Origin of the sequence: uncultured Aquimarina sp., assembly GCF_947492115.1 — a bacterium.
Lineage (GTDB): Bacteria > Bacteroidota > Bacteroidia > Flavobacteriales > Flavobacteriaceae > Aquimarina.
Window position 1 is genome coordinate 1 of the sequence record NZ_CANLMM010000011.1, and the last position, 20,093, is coordinate 20,093.

17 protein-coding genes and 1 other RNA gene are annotated in these 20,093 nt (G+C 33.6%); 10 read left to right on the plus strand and 8 right to left on the minus strand.

Annotation, left to right across the window (positions count from 1 at the left end; genetic code table 11):
* From Q1A73_RS22230 to Q1A73_RS22250, 5 genes are all read left to right on the plus strand, one after another.
* A partial coding sequence (locus Q1A73_RS22230) for a gliding motility-associated C-terminal domain-containing protein (RefSeq protein WP_299610331.1) occupies window positions 1-4,419 on the plus strand: 4,419 nt, incomplete at its 5' end.
* A 68-nt stretch (window positions 4,420-4,487) separates the two neighbouring features.
* Window positions 4,488-5,447, plus strand: a complete 960-nt coding sequence (locus tag Q1A73_RS22235) for a type IX secretion system membrane protein PorP/SprF (protein WP_299610335.1) — start codon at window positions 4,488-4,490, stop codon at window positions 5,445-5,447.
* Between the two features lie 14 nt (window positions 5,448-5,461).
* Window positions 5,462-7,429 carry an OmpA family protein gene (locus Q1A73_RS22240; RefSeq protein WP_299610338.1) on the plus strand — a complete coding sequence of 656 codons (1,968 nt, stop codon included), beginning with the start codon at window positions 5,462-5,464 and terminating at the stop codon, window positions 7,427-7,429.
* Between the two features lie 302 nt (window positions 7,430-7,731).
* Window positions 7,732-8,391 carry an RNA methyltransferase gene (locus Q1A73_RS22245; protein ID WP_299610340.1) on the plus strand — a complete coding sequence of 220 codons (660 nt, stop codon included), beginning with the start codon at window positions 7,732-7,734 and terminating at the stop codon, window positions 8,389-8,391.
* Between the two features lie 199 nt (window positions 8,392-8,590).
* The gene (locus tag Q1A73_RS22250) at window positions 8,591-8,734 is read left to right on the plus strand and encodes a hypothetical protein (protein ID WP_299610343.1); all 144 of its coding nucleotides are present in this window, start codon (window positions 8,591-8,593) and stop codon (window positions 8,732-8,734) included.
* A gap of 79 nt (window positions 8,735-8,813) precedes the next feature.
* Here Q1A73_RS22250 and Q1A73_RS22255 read toward each other — a convergent pair whose 3' ends face one another.
* The 4 genes from Q1A73_RS22255 to Q1A73_RS22270 all read right to left on the minus strand — a co-directional run bounded on the left by Q1A73_RS22255 (window position 8,814) and on the right by Q1A73_RS22270 (window position 11,569).
* On the minus strand, window positions 8,814-9,515 hold the full coding sequence (locus Q1A73_RS22255) for a hypothetical protein (RefSeq protein WP_299610345.1): 702 nt from the start codon (window positions 9,513-9,515) through the stop codon (window positions 8,814-8,816).
* Window positions 9,516-9,588: 73 nt separating this feature from the next.
* A complete protein-coding gene (locus Q1A73_RS22260; RefSeq protein ID WP_299610348.1) occupies window positions 9,589-10,449 on the minus strand; it encodes a DKNYY domain-containing protein in 861 nt (286 codons plus the stop codon).
* Window positions 10,450-10,543: 94 nt separating this feature from the next.
* Window positions 10,544-10,858: a hypothetical protein gene (locus Q1A73_RS22265; RefSeq protein ID WP_299610351.1), complete on the minus strand. Its 315-nt coding sequence runs from the start codon at window positions 10,856-10,858 to the stop codon at window positions 10,544-10,546.
* Window positions 10,859-10,861: 3 nt separating this feature from the next.
* Window positions 10,862-11,569, minus strand: coding sequence for a hypothetical protein (locus Q1A73_RS22270; protein ID WP_299610353.1), 708 nt, complete (start codon window positions 11,567-11,569; stop codon window positions 10,862-10,864).
* Between the two features lie 301 nt (window positions 11,570-11,870).
* Here Q1A73_RS22270 and Q1A73_RS22275 point away from each other — a divergent pair, with 301 nt between their 5' ends.
* Window positions 11,871-12,236 (plus strand): VOC family protein, encoded by a 366-nt coding sequence (locus Q1A73_RS22275; RefSeq protein ID WP_299610355.1) that lies wholly within the window; start codon window positions 11,871-11,873, stop codon window positions 12,234-12,236.
* A 15-nt stretch (window positions 12,237-12,251) separates the two neighbouring features.
* Here the strand turns inward: Q1A73_RS22275 and Q1A73_RS22280 are convergent, their stop codons facing one another.
* The 3 genes from Q1A73_RS22280 to Q1A73_RS22290 form a co-directional block, all read right to left on the minus strand.
* Entirely contained in the window at window positions 12,252-13,016 is a 765-nt protein-coding gene (locus Q1A73_RS22280) for a carboxypeptidase-like regulatory domain-containing protein (protein WP_299610358.1), read from the minus strand.
* 117 nt (window positions 13,017-13,133) lie between these two features.
* The gene (locus tag Q1A73_RS22285; RefSeq protein WP_299610361.1) at window positions 13,134-14,897 is read right to left on the minus strand and encodes a DEAD/DEAH box helicase; all 1,764 of its coding nucleotides are present in this window, start codon (window positions 14,895-14,897) and stop codon (window positions 13,134-13,136) included.
* Window positions 14,898-15,012: 115 nt separating this feature from the next.
* Window positions 15,013-16,062 carry a glutaminyl-peptide cyclotransferase gene (locus Q1A73_RS22290; RefSeq protein WP_299610365.1) on the minus strand — a complete coding sequence of 350 codons (1,050 nt, stop codon included), beginning with the start codon at window positions 16,060-16,062 and terminating at the stop codon, window positions 15,013-15,015.
* Window positions 16,063-16,149: 87 nt separating this feature from the next.
* Between Q1A73_RS22290 and ffs the strand changes: the two genes are divergently transcribed.
* The 3 genes from ffs (at window position 16,150) to fsa (ending at window position 17,889) form a co-directional block, all read left to right on the plus strand.
* Window positions 16,150-16,248, plus strand: an RNA gene (ffs, locus tag Q1A73_RS22295) — signal recognition particle sRNA small type.
* Between the two features lie 91 nt (window positions 16,249-16,339).
* Window positions 16,340-17,161 carry an SDR family oxidoreductase gene (locus Q1A73_RS22300; RefSeq protein WP_299610367.1) on the plus strand — a complete coding sequence of 274 codons (822 nt, stop codon included), beginning with the start codon at window positions 16,340-16,342 and terminating at the stop codon, window positions 17,159-17,161.
* A 74-nt stretch (window positions 17,162-17,235) separates the two neighbouring features.
* The gene (fsa, locus tag Q1A73_RS22305; RefSeq protein WP_299610369.1) at window positions 17,236-17,889 is read left to right on the plus strand and encodes a fructose-6-phosphate aldolase; all 654 of its coding nucleotides are present in this window, start codon (window positions 17,236-17,238) and stop codon (window positions 17,887-17,889) included.
* A 44-nt stretch (window positions 17,890-17,933) separates the two neighbouring features.
* On the opposite strand, the gene Q1A73_RS22310 is transcribed toward fsa, so the two are convergent.
* On the minus strand, window positions 17,934-19,403 hold the full coding sequence (locus tag Q1A73_RS22310) for a hypothetical protein (RefSeq protein WP_299610372.1): 1,470 nt from the start codon (window positions 19,401-19,403) through the stop codon (window positions 17,934-17,936).
* A gap of 262 nt (window positions 19,404-19,665) precedes the next feature.
* Between Q1A73_RS22310 and Q1A73_RS22315 the strand changes: the two genes are divergently transcribed.
* Window positions 19,666-19,863, plus strand: a complete 198-nt coding sequence (locus Q1A73_RS22315; protein WP_299610375.1) for a hypothetical protein — start codon at window positions 19,666-19,668, stop codon at window positions 19,861-19,863.
* The last annotated feature ends 230 nt before the right edge of the window (window positions 19,864-20,093 follow it).

Sequence of the window (20,093 nt, forward strand, 5' to 3'; positions counted from 1 at the left end):
TTTGCAGAGATCACTGCGAGTGATAATTTTGATCCCGACAGTAGTCCTGATGCTACAGCAGATACAGATACCCCTGCAGAAGATGATGAGACCAGTGCTACACCAGAAGTACCAGTTCTAAGTGTTATCAAGACAGTCAGGGTAGCGGGAAGTGTCTTAAATGATGTTATTGAGTATGATATTGTAGTGACCAATACAGGTAATGTTACATTAACCGATATTGAAATTACAGATGACAATGCAGATGCTGGAAGTATTGTAGGCAGTCCAATAGCAAGTTTAACACCAGGCGCTAGTGTAACAGTGACAGCAAATCAAACAATTACACAAGCAAATATCGATGCAGGATTTATAGAGAACAGTGCTACAGCTACAGGAGATAGTCCAAGTGGTACGGACGATGTAACAGATGTATCTGATGCAGGTGATGAGACTGTTGAGACACCAAATGGAGATGGAAGTACAGATTCGGATCCTACCAATGACCCAACAGTTACTACGATTACTGCTGATCCAAGTTTGAGTGTTATCAAGACAGTTAGAGTAGCAGGAAGTGCATTGAATGATGTTATTGAGTATGATATTGTAGTGACTAATACAGGAAATGTTACATTAACCGATATTGAGATAGAGGATGCGAATGCAGATGCTGGAAGTATCGTAGGAAGTCCGATAGCAAGTTTAGCACCAGGTGCTAGTGTAACGGTAACAGCAAATCAAACAATTACACAAGCAAATATCGATGCAGGATTTATAGAGAACAGTGCTACAGCTACAGGAGATAGTCCAAGTGGAACAGATGATGTAACAGATGTATCTGATGCAGGTGATGAGACTGTTGAGACACCAAATGGAGATGGAAGTACAGATTCGGATCCTACCAATGACCCAACAGTTACTACGATTACTGCTGATCCAAGTTTGAGTGTTATCAAGACAGTTAGAGTAGCAGGAAGTGCATTGAATGATGTTATTGAGTATGATATTGTAGTGACTAATACAGGAAATGTTACATTAACCGATATTGAGATAGAGGATGCGAATGCAGATGCAGGAAGTATCGTAGGCAGTCCGATAGCAAGTTTAGCACCAGGTGCTAGTGTAACAGTGACAGCAAATCAAACAATTACACAAGCAGATATCGATGCTGGTTTTATAGAGAACAGTGCTACAGCTACAGGAGATAGTCCTCTAGGAGGTCCTGATGATGTAACAGATGTATCTGATGCAGGCGATGAGAGTGTTGAGACACCAAATGGAGATGGAAGTACAGATTCAGATCCTACCAATGACCCAACAGTTACTACGATTACTGCCGATCCAAGTCTAAGTGTTATCAAGACAGTCAGGGTAGCAGGAAGTGCATTGAACGATGTTATCGAGTATGATATTGTAGTGACCAATACAGGTAATGTAACAATAACCGATATTGAGATAGAGGATGCGAATGCAGATGCAGGAAGTATCGTAGGCAGTCCGATAGCAAGTTTAGCACCAGGTGTTAGTGTAACAGTGACAGCAAATCAAACAATTACCCAGGCAGATATCGATGCAGGCTTTATAGAGAACAGTGCTACTGCTACAGGAGATAGTCCAAGTGGAACAGATGATGTAACAGATGTATCCGATGCAGGTGATGAGACTGTTGAGACACCAAATGGAGATGGCACGACCGATGGAGAGACCGATAACGATCCAACAGTTACAGATTTGACAGCCGATCCAAGTCTAAGCGTTATCAAGACAGTTAGAGTTGCAGGAAGCGCTTTGAATGATGTTATTGAGTATGATATTGTAGTGACCAATACAGGTAATGTTACATTAACCGATATTGAGATAGAGGATGCGAATGCAGATGCGGGCAGTATCGTAGGAAGTCCGATAGCGAGTTTAGCCCCAGGCACTAGTGTAACCGTAACTGCAAATCAAACGATTACCCAAGCAGATATCGATGCAGGCTTTATAGAGAACAGTGCTACTGCTACAGGAGATAGTCCAAGTGGAACAGATGATGTAACAGATGTATCTGATGCAGGCGATGAGACTGTTGAGACACCAAATGGAGATGGAAGTACAGATTCAGATCCTACCAATGACCCAACAGTTACAGATTTGACAGCCGATCCAAGTCTAAGCGTTATCAAGACGGTTAGGGTAGCAGGAAGCGCCTTAAATGATGTTATCGAGTATGATATTGTAGTGACCAATACAGGTAATGTTACATTAACCGATATTGAGATAGAGGATGCGAATGCAGATGCGGGAAGTATTGTAGGCAGTCCGATAGCGAGTTTAGCCCCAGGTGCTAGTGTAACAGTGACAGCAAATCAAACAATTACCCAAGCAGATATCGATGCTGGTTTTATAGAGAACAGTGCTACTGCTACAGGAGATAGTCCAAGTGGAACAGATGATGTAACAGATGTATCTGATGCAGGCGATGAGACTGTTGAGACACCAAATGGAGATGGTACGACCGATGGAGAGACGGATAACGATCCAACAGTTACTACGATTACTGCTGATCCAAGTTTGAGTGTTATCAAGACAGTTAGGGTAGCGGGAAGCGCCTTAAATGATGTTATCGAGTATGATATTGTAGTGACCAATACAGGTAATGTTACATTAACCGACATTGAGATAGAGGATGCGAATGCAGATGCGGGAAGTATTGTAGGCAGTCCGATAGCAAGTTTAGCACCAGGTGTTAGTGTAACAGTGACAGCAAATCAAACAATTACCCAAGCAGATATCGATGCAGGCTTTATAGAGAACAGTGCTACTGCTACAGGAGATAGTCCAAGTGGAACAGATGATGTAACAGATGTATCCGATGCAGGTGATGAGACTGTTGAGACACCAAATGGAGATGGCACGACCGATGGAGAGACGGATAACGATCCAACAGTTACAGATTTGACAGCCGATCCAAGTCTAAGCGTTATTAAGACAGTTAGGGTAGCAGGAAGCGCCTTAAATGATGTTATCGAGTATGATATTGTAGTGACCAATACAGGTAATGTTACTTTGACAGACATTGAGATAGAGGATGCGAATGCAGATGCGGGAAGTATTGTAGGCAGTCCGATAGCGAGTTTAGCACCAGGTGTTAGTGTAACAGTGACAGCAAATCAAACGATTACCCAAGCAGATATGGATGCAGGCTTTATAGAGAACAGTGCTACAGCTACAGGAGATAGTCCAAGTGGAACAGATGATGTAACAGATGTATCCGATGCAGGCGATGAGACTGTTGAGACACCAAATGGAGATGGCACGACCGATGGAGAGACGGATAACGATCCAACAGTTACAGATCTTATAGCTGATCCTGATTTAATATTAGTTAAAACTGGTGTAGCAAGTGGTTCAAATGTTGGAGATGTTATTACCTATACATTCACTGTTACCAATACAGGTAATGTAACGGTAAGTAATATTTTTATAGATGATATTCTTACTGGAAGCACTAATCTAGCTATTACACCATCTACATTGGCACCAGGAGAACAAGGTACTGCGCAGGCAACATATGTAATTACACAGGTTGATATTAATAACGGAGAAGTTATAAATAGCGCTACTGTGATAGGAGAAGATCCAAATGGAGATGATGTGATCGATGTTTCAGATAATGGAGATGAATTAGTAGATGATAATGGAGATAATGATCCAACCAATGATGAGACGATTACCGAGATTGATCAGTTACCTAATTTAGCACTTACTAAAACAGGTATCTATGTAGATGTAAATGATGATGGTCTTCCTAATGTTGGAGATGAGATTCAGTACACTTTTACAGTAGAGAACACAGGTAATGTAGATATCACCAATATTGTATTATCAGATCCATTACCAGGAATTGTTATAACTGGCGGTCCTATTGATTTAGCAGTAGGAGAGATTGATATGACCACATTTACAGCTAACTATGTGTTAACGGCAGAAGATGTTCTTTCAGGAGAAGTGATCAATCAGGCTACAGTAACAGGTCAAGATCCAAATGGAGATGATGTGGTTGATGTTTCTGATGATCCTACCAATACAACAGATGTTGATACCGATGGTGATGGAGATGCAGAGGATGAAACCATCACCGAAATAACCTCAGATGAATCAGTAACTGTTTATACGGGAATTAGTCCAAATGGTGACGGGATAAACGACTCCTTGATCATTAGAGGTATCGAGAATCTAGAAAATACCTTAGAGATTTATAATAGATGGGGAGTTATTGTTTTTAGTTCCAGAAATTATGGAAGTAATGATAATTTATTTAGAGGTTTTTCTAACGGTAGGGCTACCATACAAGAAGATAAGCAGCTTCCGGTAGGTACCTATTATTACTTCTTAGAATATACGTTAGAAACGGGAGAAAAGAAAAATAAAACAGGTTTCCTGTATATAAATAGATAAATAATTGATCCGAACACAAATCGTCGATAATCAGGGCTCTTATGATCATTCTTTAAAAATTTAAATAAATGAGAAAAATATTTATACTATTCCTATCCTTTCTTTTGTGGTTTGGTTTTTTTAATAATATCCAAGCACAGCAAGATGCTCAATATACCCAGTATATGTATAATACGATAAGCGTAAATCCTGCATATGCAGGTAGCCGAGGTGTTATGAGTATTATGGGGTTGCATCGTAGTCAATGGGTTGGATTGGATGGAGCTCCAAGAACACAAACCTTAACGTTAAACACTCCAATAGGAGATAATAATCGAGTTGGGTTAGGGTTCTCTATCGTAAATGATGAAATTGGACCTACAGATGAAACCTACTTTGATATTGATTTCTCCTATACGATTCCTACTTCGGACACAGGAAAGTTAAGCTTCGGATTAAAAGCGGGAGGACATCTCCTTAATGTAGATTTCCAAAGATTATCACAGTTTGATATAAATGACCCGAATTTTGAGAATAATATCGATAATAAATTTAGTCCAAATGTGGGTATTGGAATCTACTATCATACAGATAAGTTTTATGCTGGATTGAGTGCTCCTAATTTATTAGAGACAAATCATTTCGATGAAGATGCTACAGTAAATAGTAATGATTCATCAACATTTATTGCAGAAGAACGTATTAATTATTATTTAATAACAGGATACGTTTTTGAGCTAAATGATAATCTAAAATTTAAACCAGCATTATTATCTAAATTAGTATTTGGAGCTCCTTTACAGGTAGATATATCAGCTAATTTCTTGTTATATGATAAATTAACACTAGGAGCAGCTTACAGATGGAGTGCAGCTTTTAGTGCCATGGCTGGTTTCCAGATTTCAGATTCTTTAATGATTGGATTTGCATATGATAAAGAATCGACCGAATTAGGAAGAACACAATTTAATGATGGAAGTTATGAAGTAATGCTACGTTTTGAATTGTTTAGAAAATATAACAGAATGCTAACTCCTAGATTCTTTTAACCAATAAGATTGTTATGAAAGTTATAAAAACCCTTATAAGTCTATCTTTATGTGTTATTGTATTTGGAGGAATAGAAGCACAGGAAAAAAGACTAGCAAGAGCAGATGAGACTTTTGCTAAATATGCCTTCGTAGATGCTAGAAAAATATATTTAGATGTAGCCGAAAAAGGATACACTTCTTCGGATTTGTATAAGAAAATTGGCGATTCATATTATTTCAATGGCGAATTAGAAAAGTCCATTGATTGGTATGAAAAACTAATGAAGGAGTATTCGGATGATATGGATGTGGAATATTTATTCAGATATTCACAAAGCCTCAAAAGCATAAAGCGTTATGATGATGCTGACGCTATCATGGAAATTTTCTATGAGAAAACAAATACCGATAAAAGAGCCGTTTATTTTGTGAGTACACGAGATTATTTGAGATTTATCGAGATGCAATCTGGAAAATTCACACTCAAAAAAATAGATATTAATTCAAGCGCTTCTGATTATGCTCCAAGTTTTGATAATAGAGGAAATCTTGTATTTGCATCCTCTCGAAGTCAATATAGTTCCATGTCTAAAATAATTCACGAATGGAACGAAATGCCTTTTTTAGATCTTTTTATTTCAGAAGTTGTAGAACCTGATAACGAATTAACTCAACCAAAAAAAATAAAAGGTAAAATAAATACTAAGTTTCATGAATCTTCTACTTCTTTTAGTCCAGATGGGCAAACAGTATATTTTACGAGAAATAATTATACGAAAAGAAAAATAGGTTCTGATACAACAGGAACAGTGTTGTTAAAGTTATATAGAGCAACCTTAGAAGGTGATAAGTGGAAGAATATAGAGGAATTACCATTTAATGGTGAGGAGTATTCTGTAGCGCATCCAGCTCTTACAAAAGATGGGAAACAATTATACTTTGCTAGTGATATGCCTGGTACCAAAGGCATGTCTGATCTATATAAGGTAGATGTGTTACCTGATGGAACCTTTGGTACTCCCGTCAATCTCGGAGATAAAATAAATACCGAAGGAAGAGAAACTTTTCCTTATATAAGTGATACAGGAAGACTATATTTTGCAAGCGACGGCCATGTAGGGTTGGGAGGTTTAGATATTTTTGTTACGGTTCCAGAAGAAGAAGGTTTTTCAATTCCTTATAATATAGGAAGACCAGTAAATAGTCCGGATGATGATTTTAGTTTTGTATTAAATGAAATGACCAAAATAGGTTTCTTTGCAAGCAATAGAGAAGGAGGAAAAGGAAATGATGATATTTATAGTTTTAAACAAATAGAAGAGTTAATTACCAGTTGTAGACAGTACGTGTCGGGTGTTGTAACAGATGCCGAATCTGGAGTTGTTTTGTCAGAAGCCGATGTACTTTTACTGGATGAAGACGGAAATGAAATATCCAGAGTAGCAAGTGATGCTAGCGGGGTATATAATTTTGAATTGGAGTGTGAAAAATCATATGTTATTAGGGCGCTTAAAAACAGCTACAACCCATCAGAAAAACTTTTAGAGACCAATACTGCATTAGAGTACACTCATGATGTACCTCTGCAATTGTCTAAAGGAGGATTACAAGAACAAGAAGTGAAACCTGGAGATGATTTAGCTAAAATATTAGACTTGCAAATAATTTATTTTGACTTAGATAAATCTTTCATTCGCCCAGATGCGGAGATAGAACTTCAAAAAATTATTGCCACCATGAAACAATATCCAGAGATAAAAATAGATGTTAGATCACATACAGATAGTCGAGCTCCAGATAGTTATAATATGGCATTGAGTGATCGTCGTGCAAAAAGTACTATAAAGTATATTGTAGAAAAAGGAGGGATTGATAAATCCAGACTTACTGGACGTGGATATGGAGAATCAGCTTTGGTAAATAGATGTGATAATAATACACAATGTAGTGAAGCTGAACATCAGAAAAATAGAAGAAGTGAGTTTATTTTACAAAAATAAAATTGAGGAAAGTCAAAACTTGTAGTAGCTAAAAACATCAAAATGAATTGAAAATTAAGTGATTTGTTAATAGGAGCTGATGTAATTTCTAAAAAGGATTGTTTTTTTATTTTTATATGACGATGGGAATAAAAACGTTAAGCAAAATTTTCGTACAAGACTTTTGTGATCTTATATTAGTATAGACCTCTCTATGCGAATGGGTAACGTAAGAGAGGTCTTCCTTATGAAGGAAATAGTTTGATGATCTTTAAGACCATTTTCATTTATAAATTACCAATCTTTTATATTTTAGCACTCTTATGGTAGATATTCAACTATTAGAGTACTTAGAATCTTTTCTTACTCCACGACGTCAGAATCTTAACAAAAATATAATTGCACAAAGAACAAACTATTTTTCTGTAGCTGTAGAAGATGTATATCAGTTACATAATACAAGTGCTGTAATAAGAAGCTGCGATGTTTTTGGAATTCAGAATGTTCATGTGATCGAAGAGATAAATGCTAAGCGTATTGATAGAGAAATTGCGATGGGTGCGCAAAAATGGGTAGATATCAATAGGTATACTACCACCCGAGAATGTATAAATACCTTGAAGAGTAAAGGATATCAGATTGTGGCAACAACTCCGCATGATAGCTCTGTTGAGTTAAAAGACTTTGATATTAGCAAGCCATCAGTATTTTTCTTTGGTCAAGAACAAGAAGGTCTTAGTGATTTAGTACTAGATGAATCGGATGTTAAATTACATATTCCTATGGTTGGTTTTACCGAAAGTCTTAATATTTCAGTTTCTGCGGCGATAATTTTACAGCATGTAACTTCATTATTAAGAAATTCAGATATTCCTTGGCAATTATCGGAAACAGAAAAGATGGAAAAAAGAATGGATTGGGCCAAAAAAGTGATAAAAAGTCACGAAAAAATTATTGCTAGATACAAAGAAGAGCATAAATAACAAATACTAATTGGTTGATTACGAATAATTAAAAATAACATTCAAATTCTATGATTTTGCTGTTTTTTTATGTCGTAGTTTATGGGTAAAAAAAGGTTTACACGTAAAAGGTTAATGTGCTTAAATCAAACAATTTAAAATTTAATTCCCTATATTTGAGTAACTTAATACTGTTAAGTACCCATAAAACATCTTTGTCATGAGCAAAAAAAAGTCTCCTACCAGCAAAATGAAAGCACTTATAAAACAAGTGAAAACAGGTTTTAAATCTAATAAAACAACCATCAATTATACATCTGAAGTTGTTCACGATATTTTTCATAAAGGAACAACTACTTCGTAACTAACTAATCCATTTTCCAGGTATTTTTTTAATGTAACGATTTTGAAATACCTGGAATAACATTAAGATTAGTCAAAAATTATTTTTTGACTAGAAAGATGTTTTCTGTAAAATAATTATTGAAATCGTAATTTTCTTTTACCAGGATATTTCTGGAATATGATTGATATCTATAATCATTTACTCTTATCTCCCAGTTTCCTTTTGGTAATTGAAGCGCATATAATCCACTCTCAGACACGTCAGTAAATCGTCTGATACCATTTTTGAATACTTCAATAGTAATCGGAGTAGTGATTTTCTGTAAAGTTGTTTTATCCATAATCTGCCCTTTTACATTATAAAAACTTTGTAACACTGGTTCCTTTTTAGAGGTTTTTGTGCCATTCCAGGAATACCAATAAGAAGAGTTATTCCATACCCATTCACCAGAAAAGGAGTTATTAAAATTAGGGTTATTCATTTCAAAACGGATAATACCATTTTTGTTCATTCGATAGTTCTCAAAGGTGCCTTCAAAATATTCCTTCCCATTGATATAATGTCTATATCCATAGATGACACCAATATCACTGTAATCTCCATAGATAAGCTGCCCTTTTTCCACTAGTCTTAATTCTCCATATGTAGAATTCCAGGTTCCAGTCCATTTGATATTGGAATAGAGATTGCTTTTTTCTAATACTTCTGTTTCGTTTATAAAGATTTCATCATCTTCTTTAGAACAGTTAGAATAAGAAAAGATGATTAAAAATAAGCTTAGTAATTTTAAGATTTTCATGCCTTTAGTATTTATTTGAATTACGATACTTAGTGTTCAATATGTCTAAAGGTTAACATGTGTAGATGAGTTACTATATTTTTTTTCTTTTTCCACGATCATATCGATAGATGTCATCAAAAGCGTATCCACGACCATCAATGACTTCAAATCTAAAATTGTGAAGACTTTTTGTCTTAATTATCTTAGTCATAAATGGAGTGCTTATAAAATAGGCTTGCTTACTATCTTTTGCATAAAAGTCTATATCGCATTCCTGATAATATTCCTTATTGGGAAGAATGCAAGCATCTAAAAATTGAAAAGTTTTCGGATCTGCGCCTTCAATAATTTGATCTTTGTAGAAAACATGATTCTTATCTTTTGCAATATTTAAAACAGCCTCATGTACCAATTCAAAACTTTTTGCATCACATTCTAAAGGACTTGTATTCCCAAAATATATAATATCATTAGCTATTAAATACACAGCATTAATGGGTTTTGTATTTTTTATCTTATAGGGTAATTTTTGATCAAACACATAATCATTAGCTCCATCAGTAGCATATCCTTTGGAGATATCAATTAATTTAAGATCTTTTGGAGAAATGCCTTCGATAATAGAAAAAGGACACAGATAACTGTTTACATACACGTTGTTTTTATCAGCGAAATATATGGTTTCTTTATATTCTCCACCTACACTATAAGGATTTTTTTCTGCATGTCTTTCTACAATATGAAAGGTCTCAAAGTCTATTTCTTTATAGTATTTTTTAAAATATTCCGTATTGTAATAATAAATCTGTTTTTTGTCTTTTGAATACCCATATCCTAGCTTTTTCCAATCGGTTTGGTAATCAATACCGCGAAAAATTTTAAACTCTTTACCTGATTGCTCCCGAACTATCTGATGATCCCAAAAAATATCTAAAATAATGTAGTCATTCATATGGATAGGTATAAAGTGTAAAGAAGAGTAGTTCTTTAAGGGTGATGTTATAAATTTAAGAAATGTGAAGACAAATATTTATTACTTATTAAAATTACTGTTCATTGTTTTTAATTTTTTTCAATCGTCTTACATCCCAAATTCCAATGCACACAACTAACAGGCATATGAATCCATACATAATTTTAATGTCCATAAAACCAATATGTTCATATAGCCAAAATAAAAAGTTGTTAGAGATAAATCCAGCTTCGTATTGCAATAATTCTCGATATGTAAATCCACCTATGATCAATAAAGATATCAGTATAAACATACTTGTTTTAAAGCCTTTATAAATACTTTTGGAGTGCTTACCTTCGTACATATGGTGTTGTATAAAGCTATGATCATTTTTTCTTTTAAACATGATTTACTCTTTTTGAAATGACCAGATGTAAGCATAATTAAGTCCCATACCTTTTTCTTTATGATATTCAGAAACACGCTCTTTGGTTCGAAATTCATCTTTTTTTATTTTGTAAAGTTTACCATCATATCCAGAAGTAGGTGGCTTAGCCCCATTTATTTGATCTAAAGGTACTTTTTCGGTGTGCATTTGAATAATGATGGTGTCACCAGTTACATTTCTGATAACAGCCCAACTATTACCCAAATCATTAAATTGTGATAAGCTCTCTCTTACTTGATGTTGTATGAGTAATTTATTATTTATAGTTGGATTTTCTAAAATCGCTCTTTTATCATCTGCAGTAGCTTTGGCACTAAAAAGTGCGTATCCTATACCAAAAGCTACTAATGCTAAAAATGCAAGTAATACCTTAAAAATAATGCTATACTTTTTTCCTGGTGTTTCGATTTGACTTTCGTCCTTTAATTTTTCAAAAACAGTTTCTATTTCTGGAGTCCATTGCACATTAGGAATTTCAGTCTTACAATTTGTACAGTACGCAGTGCCACTTAGTTTATTGGTAGTATTATAGACAAGACCTGTATCAATATGTTTTTGATATATTGTAATTTCTATGCTATCCTTTGTATTACAAATTGGGCAAATTACATCTTTGGCAATACCTTTATGAATTGGTACGTAAGTAGTTTTTACGTTAAGTATAATCATGTTTGCATTTTTTGAATGTATCTCTTATTCTCTGTAGGATGGAAGAGCTCTTTAGTTATTTAGATAAACAAGAAATGTGAAGACCTCTAATAATCCAATATTTATATATCCACTAAAATAATGTTCCGATAAAAATTAATAGTGCCAAATTATAATTTGAAACCTATAATCGTGTTTTGTAAAAGGATCATAAGTGCAATTGTTTTATAATCAGAAATGTAATGGATTTGTTTTGCTGCTCATTCAGATTGTTTTTTTTATTTAGAATAACTAACTTTTATCCTAAATAAAAACACAAATTATGGTTACTTGGTTTGAAATTCCGGTTACAGATATGAATCGAGCAAAAGCTTTTTATGAAAAAGTTTTCGATATAGAAATTTATCTTGTTGAAATGGATGGTGTTAAAATGGGGTGGTTTCCTAACAAAAATCAGGTAGGTACGGCTACTGGTACGTTGATTCTTTTAGAAGAGGATTATAAGCCTTCTGCTGATGGAGTAGTAGTATATTTTTCTTCAGAAGATGTAGCTAACGAGATTGCTAGAGTTAATGTCTCAGGAGGAAAAGTACTTATAGATAAAAAATTAATATCAAAAGAAAACGGATTTTTTGCCCAATTTATAGATTCTGAAGGGAATCGTATTGCGCTACATTCTCAGAAGTAATACTAATAAGGATTATTATTTCCTGTCCAGAACTTTATATTCCTCATAGCAATCGCTGATAGCATCAAGGATTTGAAGATCGTTAGCAAATTTTATAAAATCTACTGAGTAATTACAGTTGCGTAAAATTTCATCAATGTCCAAACGTTCTACTTGCAATAACGCCATAAGAGTAGCACGATCAAATTTAGACTCTAAGAGATTTCGGATCTCATCATCTTTCTTCATCTTTCTAAGTTTCCGAAGTTCATTTGATCGTTTACTAAAAATATTATAAAGAAAATCTGCAGGATTAAAAATAGCTCCCAGAACCTTATTTACGGCTCCTGGTTGTTTGCTTCCTCCTTCATAACCAGAATTTAATCCCGAAATACTATATCTATAATTGTTGTAAACCGGGATTTTTTTAGCATCAATCTCTAAATAACCAGTTAACTGAACATCCGCCACTACAACTTCTTCTAGAGCTATTCCAAGTTCTGTCATTTTAATTTTAACATCCCCAAACTTTTTCCAGTCATTCGTTACTCTAACTCTAAGCGCTTTGTATCCTATGTAGGTAAAATATAAGGTATCATTAACTTTTGCTTTAATTTCAAAATTTCCTTCTTTGTCAGAGATAGTACCTATTACCTGACTTAGATTTACTACGTGAACATTCTGTAATTTGCTATCTGTAGAGGCATTAAGAACTTGTCCGGATACAGTTTCAGGATCAGTTTCCTGAGCATATATTCCAATACTTAAAACAAGTGTTATGTAGAATAAAATTTTTTTCAAAAGCTCCCTTTTTTTAATAATTAATGATCAACTCTATCTAATATGACGGCTGTTCTATACGAACATAACATAAAAATCGGACCAAAAATCATATAGTTTAGTTAATTCATAAAAAAATTACCTTCGATCACTACGTTTTCTTCGATCCCTTCTTCCGTTATTATTTCCTTTATCACTGCTTTTTTGGTCACGTCGATTTCTTCCTTTAGGTTTAAAACCTTCGCTTCTTCTTTTTCCTTTAAAACCACCTCCATTGTTATCTCTTCTTCGTTTTCCTCTATTTCTACCAGAGTCTTTAGAGATCTCTACGTTCACTTTTCTGCCTTCCATTCTAAAATCTTCAAAAACAGCAAGAATCATATCTTGATGTTCAGAATCAGTATTGAAGAATGAAAAACTTTCTTTTACATCTACACGACTTACGCCATCTCTCCCTAATCCTAAAGTTTCTTTCAGAAAATCTTTTAAAGTCATCCAATCGAAACCATCTTTTTCTCCTATATTAATAAAGTAACGTGTACTACCATCTCTGCCTCTAGAACTGTCTCCACTATCTCTGGATACATTTAGATCCTTTGCCTTCTTGTAATAATTATGGAAGCGAGAGAATTCTACAGAGAAGAATTTTTTTACTAATTCTTCTTTCGAAAAATCTTCTAGTACTTCATTTATAGATGGCAAGTAGCTATCAATTTCGTGATTTATTTCTGATTTTGCAATATCGTTGGCAAGATGAAATAACTGTACTTGGCAAATTTCTTCTCCACTAGGTATTTCTTTTTCCTCAAACTTCTTTTTGATGATGCGTTCTACAGACTTAATTTTCCTAAGTTCACTTTTCGAAACGATTACCATAGAAACACCACTTTTTCCAGCACGACCTGTTCTTCCACTTCTATGAGTATAGGTTTCTATTTCATCTGGTAATTGATAATTAATTACATGGGTAACATCATCAACATCAATTCCACGAGCAGCAACATCCGTAGCAACTAACATTTGTATCTGGCGGTTACGAAAACTTTTCATTACCAAATCTCGCTGATTTTGGCTTAAATCACCATGTAGCGCAGCAGCATTGTATCCATCTGTAATAAGATTTTCTGCTACTTTTTGAGTGTCTCTTTTGGTTCTACAAAAGATCACTGAAAAAATATCAGGATTTGCATCTGCTAATCTTTTTAAAGCAGCATAACGATCTCTGGAATTTACAACGTAATACTCATGAGATACGTTTTTAGATCCTGTGTTTTTATGTCCAACCGTTATTTCTTTTGGGTCATTCATAAAACGTTTGGCTATAGTAGCTACCTCTTTAGGCATGGTAGCAGAAAATAACCAAGTATTTTTGTCTTCTGGTGTATGTGCAAGAATGGAATTGATATCTTCATAAAATCCCATGTTTAGCATTTCATCTGCCTCATCTAATACGCAATATCCAATATTAGAGATATTAACCATTTTACGGTTAATCATATCTTGCATTCTTCCAGGTGTAGCAACAATTATTTGAGCACCACGTTTGATCTCTTTAGCTTGTTCCTGAATGCTGGCACCACCATAAATGGCAACGGTTCGTAGTCCGTCGCAAAATTTAGCGTAGTTTTTTAACTCGTTTGTAATTTGTAAACAAAGTTCCCGAGTGGGAGATAGGATAAGTCCTTGTGTAATTCTACTGTTTACATCGATTTTTTCAATTAAAGGAAAACCAAATGCTGCAGTTTTTCCTGTTCCTGTTTGCGCTAATGCGACAATATCAGTATCTTCACTAAGCAAAATAGGGATAGCCTTCTCCTGTACTTCACTAGGGGTCTCAAACCCCATTTCATTCACTGCTTTTATTATAGCTTCTCCGAGGCCTAATGCTTCAAATTTATTCATATATCTAAAATAAGCCGCAAAGGTACGGTTTATTATCTGTCTATAATAATAACGGAGTACTTATTCTGATGTGACAAAAATAATGTTTTTGATCACCAAGCAGGAAATCATTTTTTTATTTAATGATCTCTATTTCAAAAAGTTTGTCCCAGTTTTTTCCTGTAACAAATAATTGCTTTGTATCTTTTTTGTAGGCAATACCATTTAATACATCTAAATTTTCATGCTGACTCACTTTTTCCCTTAATCCAGATAAATTAATAACGGCTTCTAATGCTCCGTTTTTAGGATTAATAATAGCAATACCATCTTTTTGCCAGGTATTCGCATAAATTTTTCCGTCAATCCATTCCAATTCGTTAAACTTAGATTTAACCTTATTATGGGTAGTAACTTCGATATATGATTTTTCAGATAAGTCTTTCGGATCTAATACCCAGATTTTTTCGGTACCATCACTTTTGTATATATAAGTTCCATCATTACACAGTCCCCATCCTTCTTTACTTTTATTATAGGTAAACCCTCCCGTTTTATCTAAAGTACTAAGATTGTATATAAAACCTTCTTTGGACTGCCATGTTAATTGATAGATGTTGTCCTTAATAATAGTGATACCTTCTGCAAAATATTTTTTGTCAATATCTTTCTTTATCAGTACTTCTCCAGTAGTATAATTTACTTTTCTCAAAGAAGAAAAACCATTTTTGCCAGTACTTTCATAAAGGGTATCTCCTACAAATTCTAATCCTTGCGTAAATGCTGTTTGATCATGAGGGTATTCTACAATGATCTTATATTTGTATAGCTTAGGAGGTTTATTGTTGTAAAAGGTTAACTTTTTATAAATATCTTCTTCCTTACCTTCAAAATATACAATTGCTTTTAAAAGATGTTTTCCTAATCTTTCATCATCAATTTTTTCTACTAATAATGTTTTATCAGTAGTGGTAAGTTGGGTATCTTCAAAAAAGTAAGTTACGGAGTCAATTTCTATCTTTTTAGGATTAAGAATACTTGCTTTTACGGTTTCTCCAAGCTTAAATTTGGACGTATCACCATCAATTTTTATCGAAAATTGTTTTTTTTTCGCATCAGCATTACTTCCACAAGCAAAGGTTAAAAAACATAATGCTATGATGACGAATAGGTTACGGTTGTTCATGATATTGGAAATATTTAGAGCAAGATATTTATTTTAATTGGGTTTAAAAAATCATTGTTTTATATAGTAAAGATTGTATCTTTGCAGGGGCAAGTCCTACACAACCAGCTCCTGTTGAATCCTCCAGGGCGGGAACGCAGCAAAGGTATACGGTCGTAGCGGTGTGATGTAGGTAGCTTGCCTTTTTTTGTGCGCAAAAGTTACCTTTTCTAAATGTTTTCGTTTATTTCGTTCTTCTAAATTCATAAATCGTAAATCCAGATGTATATTTGCCGATATGAATACAAATCAAAACGCTAAAGTTGTTTTAATAACAGGTGGCTCATCAGGAATTGGAAAATCCATAGGGCAATTTCTTTCGACTAAAGGATATGTTGTTTATGGAACCAGTAGAAACCCTTCTCGCTACAAAGATTTCAATGATTTTCGCCTATTACAATTAGATGTTGCTGATAAGAATAGTATTGCTAATGCAGTAAATACCATCCAAAAAGAACAAGAACGATTAGATGTTTTGATCAATAATGCAGGTGCAGGGATTACAGGACCTATGGAAGAAATTCCAGAAGAAGAGATCATCAATAATTTTACTACCAATTATTTTGGGCCTATAAATGTAGCCAAATCGGTATTACCTATAATGCGAAAACAAAATAGTGGTTTAATTATCAATATTACATCTATCGCTGGATATATGGGATTGCCGTTTAGGGGTGTGTATAGTGCTTCTAAAGCTGCTCTCGAGGTGACTACAGAGGCGTGGCGAATGGAACTAAAAACCTTTAATATCGAAATGACCAATATAGCTCCTGGTGATTTTGCTACAAATATTGCTGCAGGAAGATATCACGCACCTGTAGTTGATGGTTCTCCATACGAAAAAACATACGGAGATTCTCTGAAATTAATGAATGAACACGTAGATGAAGGAATGGATCCGAATGAAATGGCTAAAGCAGTATATAGTGTAATTAATACCGCAAAACCCAAAGTGCATTATAAAGTAGGAGCGTTTATGCAAAAGTTTTCTATCGTTTTAAAAAGAGTTTTGCCCGATAAAGTATATGAGAAATTACTTATGAATCATTATAAATTGTAATTTTGCCCGATTCTAAAAAAGAATCATATAGAACTAGAATTTCAACAAATAATCATAAATCTAAACACAACAATATGAAGTTTTTTATTGATACTGCTAACCTTGATCAGATTAAAGAAGCACAAGATCTTGGAGTACTGGATGGAGTAACTACGAACCCATCATTAATGGCGAAAGAAGGTATCACAGGAAAGGATAATATTATAGAACATTACAAAAAAATATGTGATATAGTAACTGGAGACGTAAGTGCCGAGGTGATCTCTACCGATTTTGAAGGTATTGTAAAAGAAGGTGAGGAGTTAGCAAAACTTCATGACCAGATTATTGTGAAAGTACCTATGATCAAAGAAGGAGTAAAAGCAATAAAATATTTCAGTGATAAGGGTATTAAAACTAATTGTACACTAGTATTTTCTGTAGGACAAGCTTTGTTAGCAGCAAAAGCAGGAGCAACATATGTTTCTCCATTTATAGGAAGATTAGATGATATTTCTACAGATGGTCTTAATCTAATCGCAGAAATAAGAATGGTGTATGATAACTATAACTTCGATACACAAATATTAGCAGCTTCTGTTAGACATACAATGCACGTAATTGATTGTGCAAAAATTGGAGCAGATGTAATGACCGGACCTCTTTCATCTATCGAAGGTTTATTAAAACATCCTTTAACTGATATTGGTTTAGCTAAATTCTTAGCAGACTATAAAAAAGGAAACTAGATTTCTAGTATACTATAAATCGATACTTTATAAAAACTGTTCTTTTAATCGAGAACAGTTTTTTGTTTATCAATACTTGCCATTCTGCTATAACTCATTAATTGTTTTTCAAAAAAGGAAGAAAATAGATCAGCATTAGGATTTATTATTTTTCCTTCTTGATTTACCAGAATTACCTTATTAGTATAATGAATTACTAATTCATCTGAAGAACATTTTGGAAACTTAAATTCATATTCATTTTCCAGATTGTAGTTATGTCGTTTAATAGTTTTTAACCAGTTGTCCGTTTGTTCGTCGTCTGTATTAATAGCTATAAAATCGATATCGGGATATACTTTACTTAAGTGAGTGGTTTTTTTATGAGCTTTTACATAATGATCTTTTCTTTCGATAGACCAAAAATAAAGTGCGGTAACCGGTTTTTCGAAAAGCTCAGATAATTTGGTCATTTCACCATTAGAAGATATAAGATCTTGATCCGGAATAATATTGTTGGGTTTTAGCCTTGCTGTTGCTTTTGCTAATTTTTTAAGTTCCTTCTGAAATTTTTTATTACTACTAATCGATAAATAATGATCTAGTACTTTCTGAGATGTATAATCATTTTTGTTGTCCAGTATAAAATTGGTAGTAATACCACGTAGTAAGTTATTCTTAATATAAGATTGTTGTATAACACTGTCCACAAGGTCAAGTTTATACATAGTATATTCTACCTTATTTTTAGAAAAAGATTTTTGATTCATATACTTGGTATATGAAGAATTAGTGAAATAATGATTTAAGAATCTATTATAGGAGTATAACCTCATCAAATCATCTTCGTTATAATTTACTAAATCTCTATATTCAAAGAAGTTTTTAGGAATGTCATTGGCGATATTTCTGCTCTTAAGTCTAGAATACTGATACTTATATAAGTACATTTCATACCTAGAAAAGAAGTCATATTCAAAACTAGATTTACATATTTTCGTGGCAAGGTCACTAAGTGGATACTTATCTGTCAGATTGGTGAATCTTTGAAGTCTCAAATCTAATAACGAATCTTGCTCTTTCTTAAATGCTTTTGGTGTTTTGGTATATCTTCTATTCGATAATTGATTTCTTTCATCTTCGTTTTGTAGAAACATATCAATTAAAAAATTATTTTTTCGAGAGCCTTTTCCAGTAAAAACAAGAGATTCATCAAATTCTAGAGTATTCAAACGCATTAAAATGCTGTCACCTTTTTCTAACAGAATTAATTGATATTCTGGATTATGTCTAAAGGAGTAAAGCCCATCCTTAATATTTTCAATCTTGTGAAGAAATCTGTTGTTTTTGTCTAAATAAATTGTGTCCTGATAATCATCACCTTTAAAAAGAACGACATAATCTGTATTAGGATTTACAATCTCTCCGCCTAAGTATACGTGATTGCTTGTAACCTCTTCGGTAGAGTCGCAACTTAATAAACAACAACTAGATAAGCAGATAAAACAAAAATACTTTAGTCTGAAGAAAAACATTTTGGGCGCTATTATTATACTGACAAACATTCAAAAATAAATGGAAAGACTTTTCTGACTTGTTAAGAATACGTTAATTGTGTTAATATTAGGGTATGACGGGATTTTTTTTGGCTCTTCTAAGATTATTATGAGTGAAACTAAATGAAAAGTTAAAAAATAAAATATTGTGTCGATTTTTGACACATCATTGTTCTAAGATCGTATATTTAAAAGGTTGATTAAACCAAATCAATATAATCTTTTAAAACATATTATCATCATGAGAAAAATTTTGAAAATCGAGGGAATTAAACAATTAAATAAAAACGCTCAGAAGTCTGTTTTAGGCGGTTTTATTACAGAATACGTGTCATCTTGTGGTCCAACGTCGGATGGTTTAGCTTGCTTAACTGGTTTCCCGCATTGTCCTACAGGTTTCTGTTCGGGAGGAGTTTGCTCGCCTACAACTAACGGATAAAAAATCCCTGATTTATTTTCTGTATACAAGAACAAATTTCAGAGAAATAAATAAAAAGCAGTCAAAACTAAAGTTTGACTGCTTTTTTTATGAAATAAGCTTTAATTATTAAGTTGATCCTCAATGAAGATGGGTATGGATGATTCTGATAAACCCTCAAAAAAGTAAATTATAGACTAGATATATTTGCTCTGTCGTTTTAAATTTTAATTACAATGGTTATTAGATCT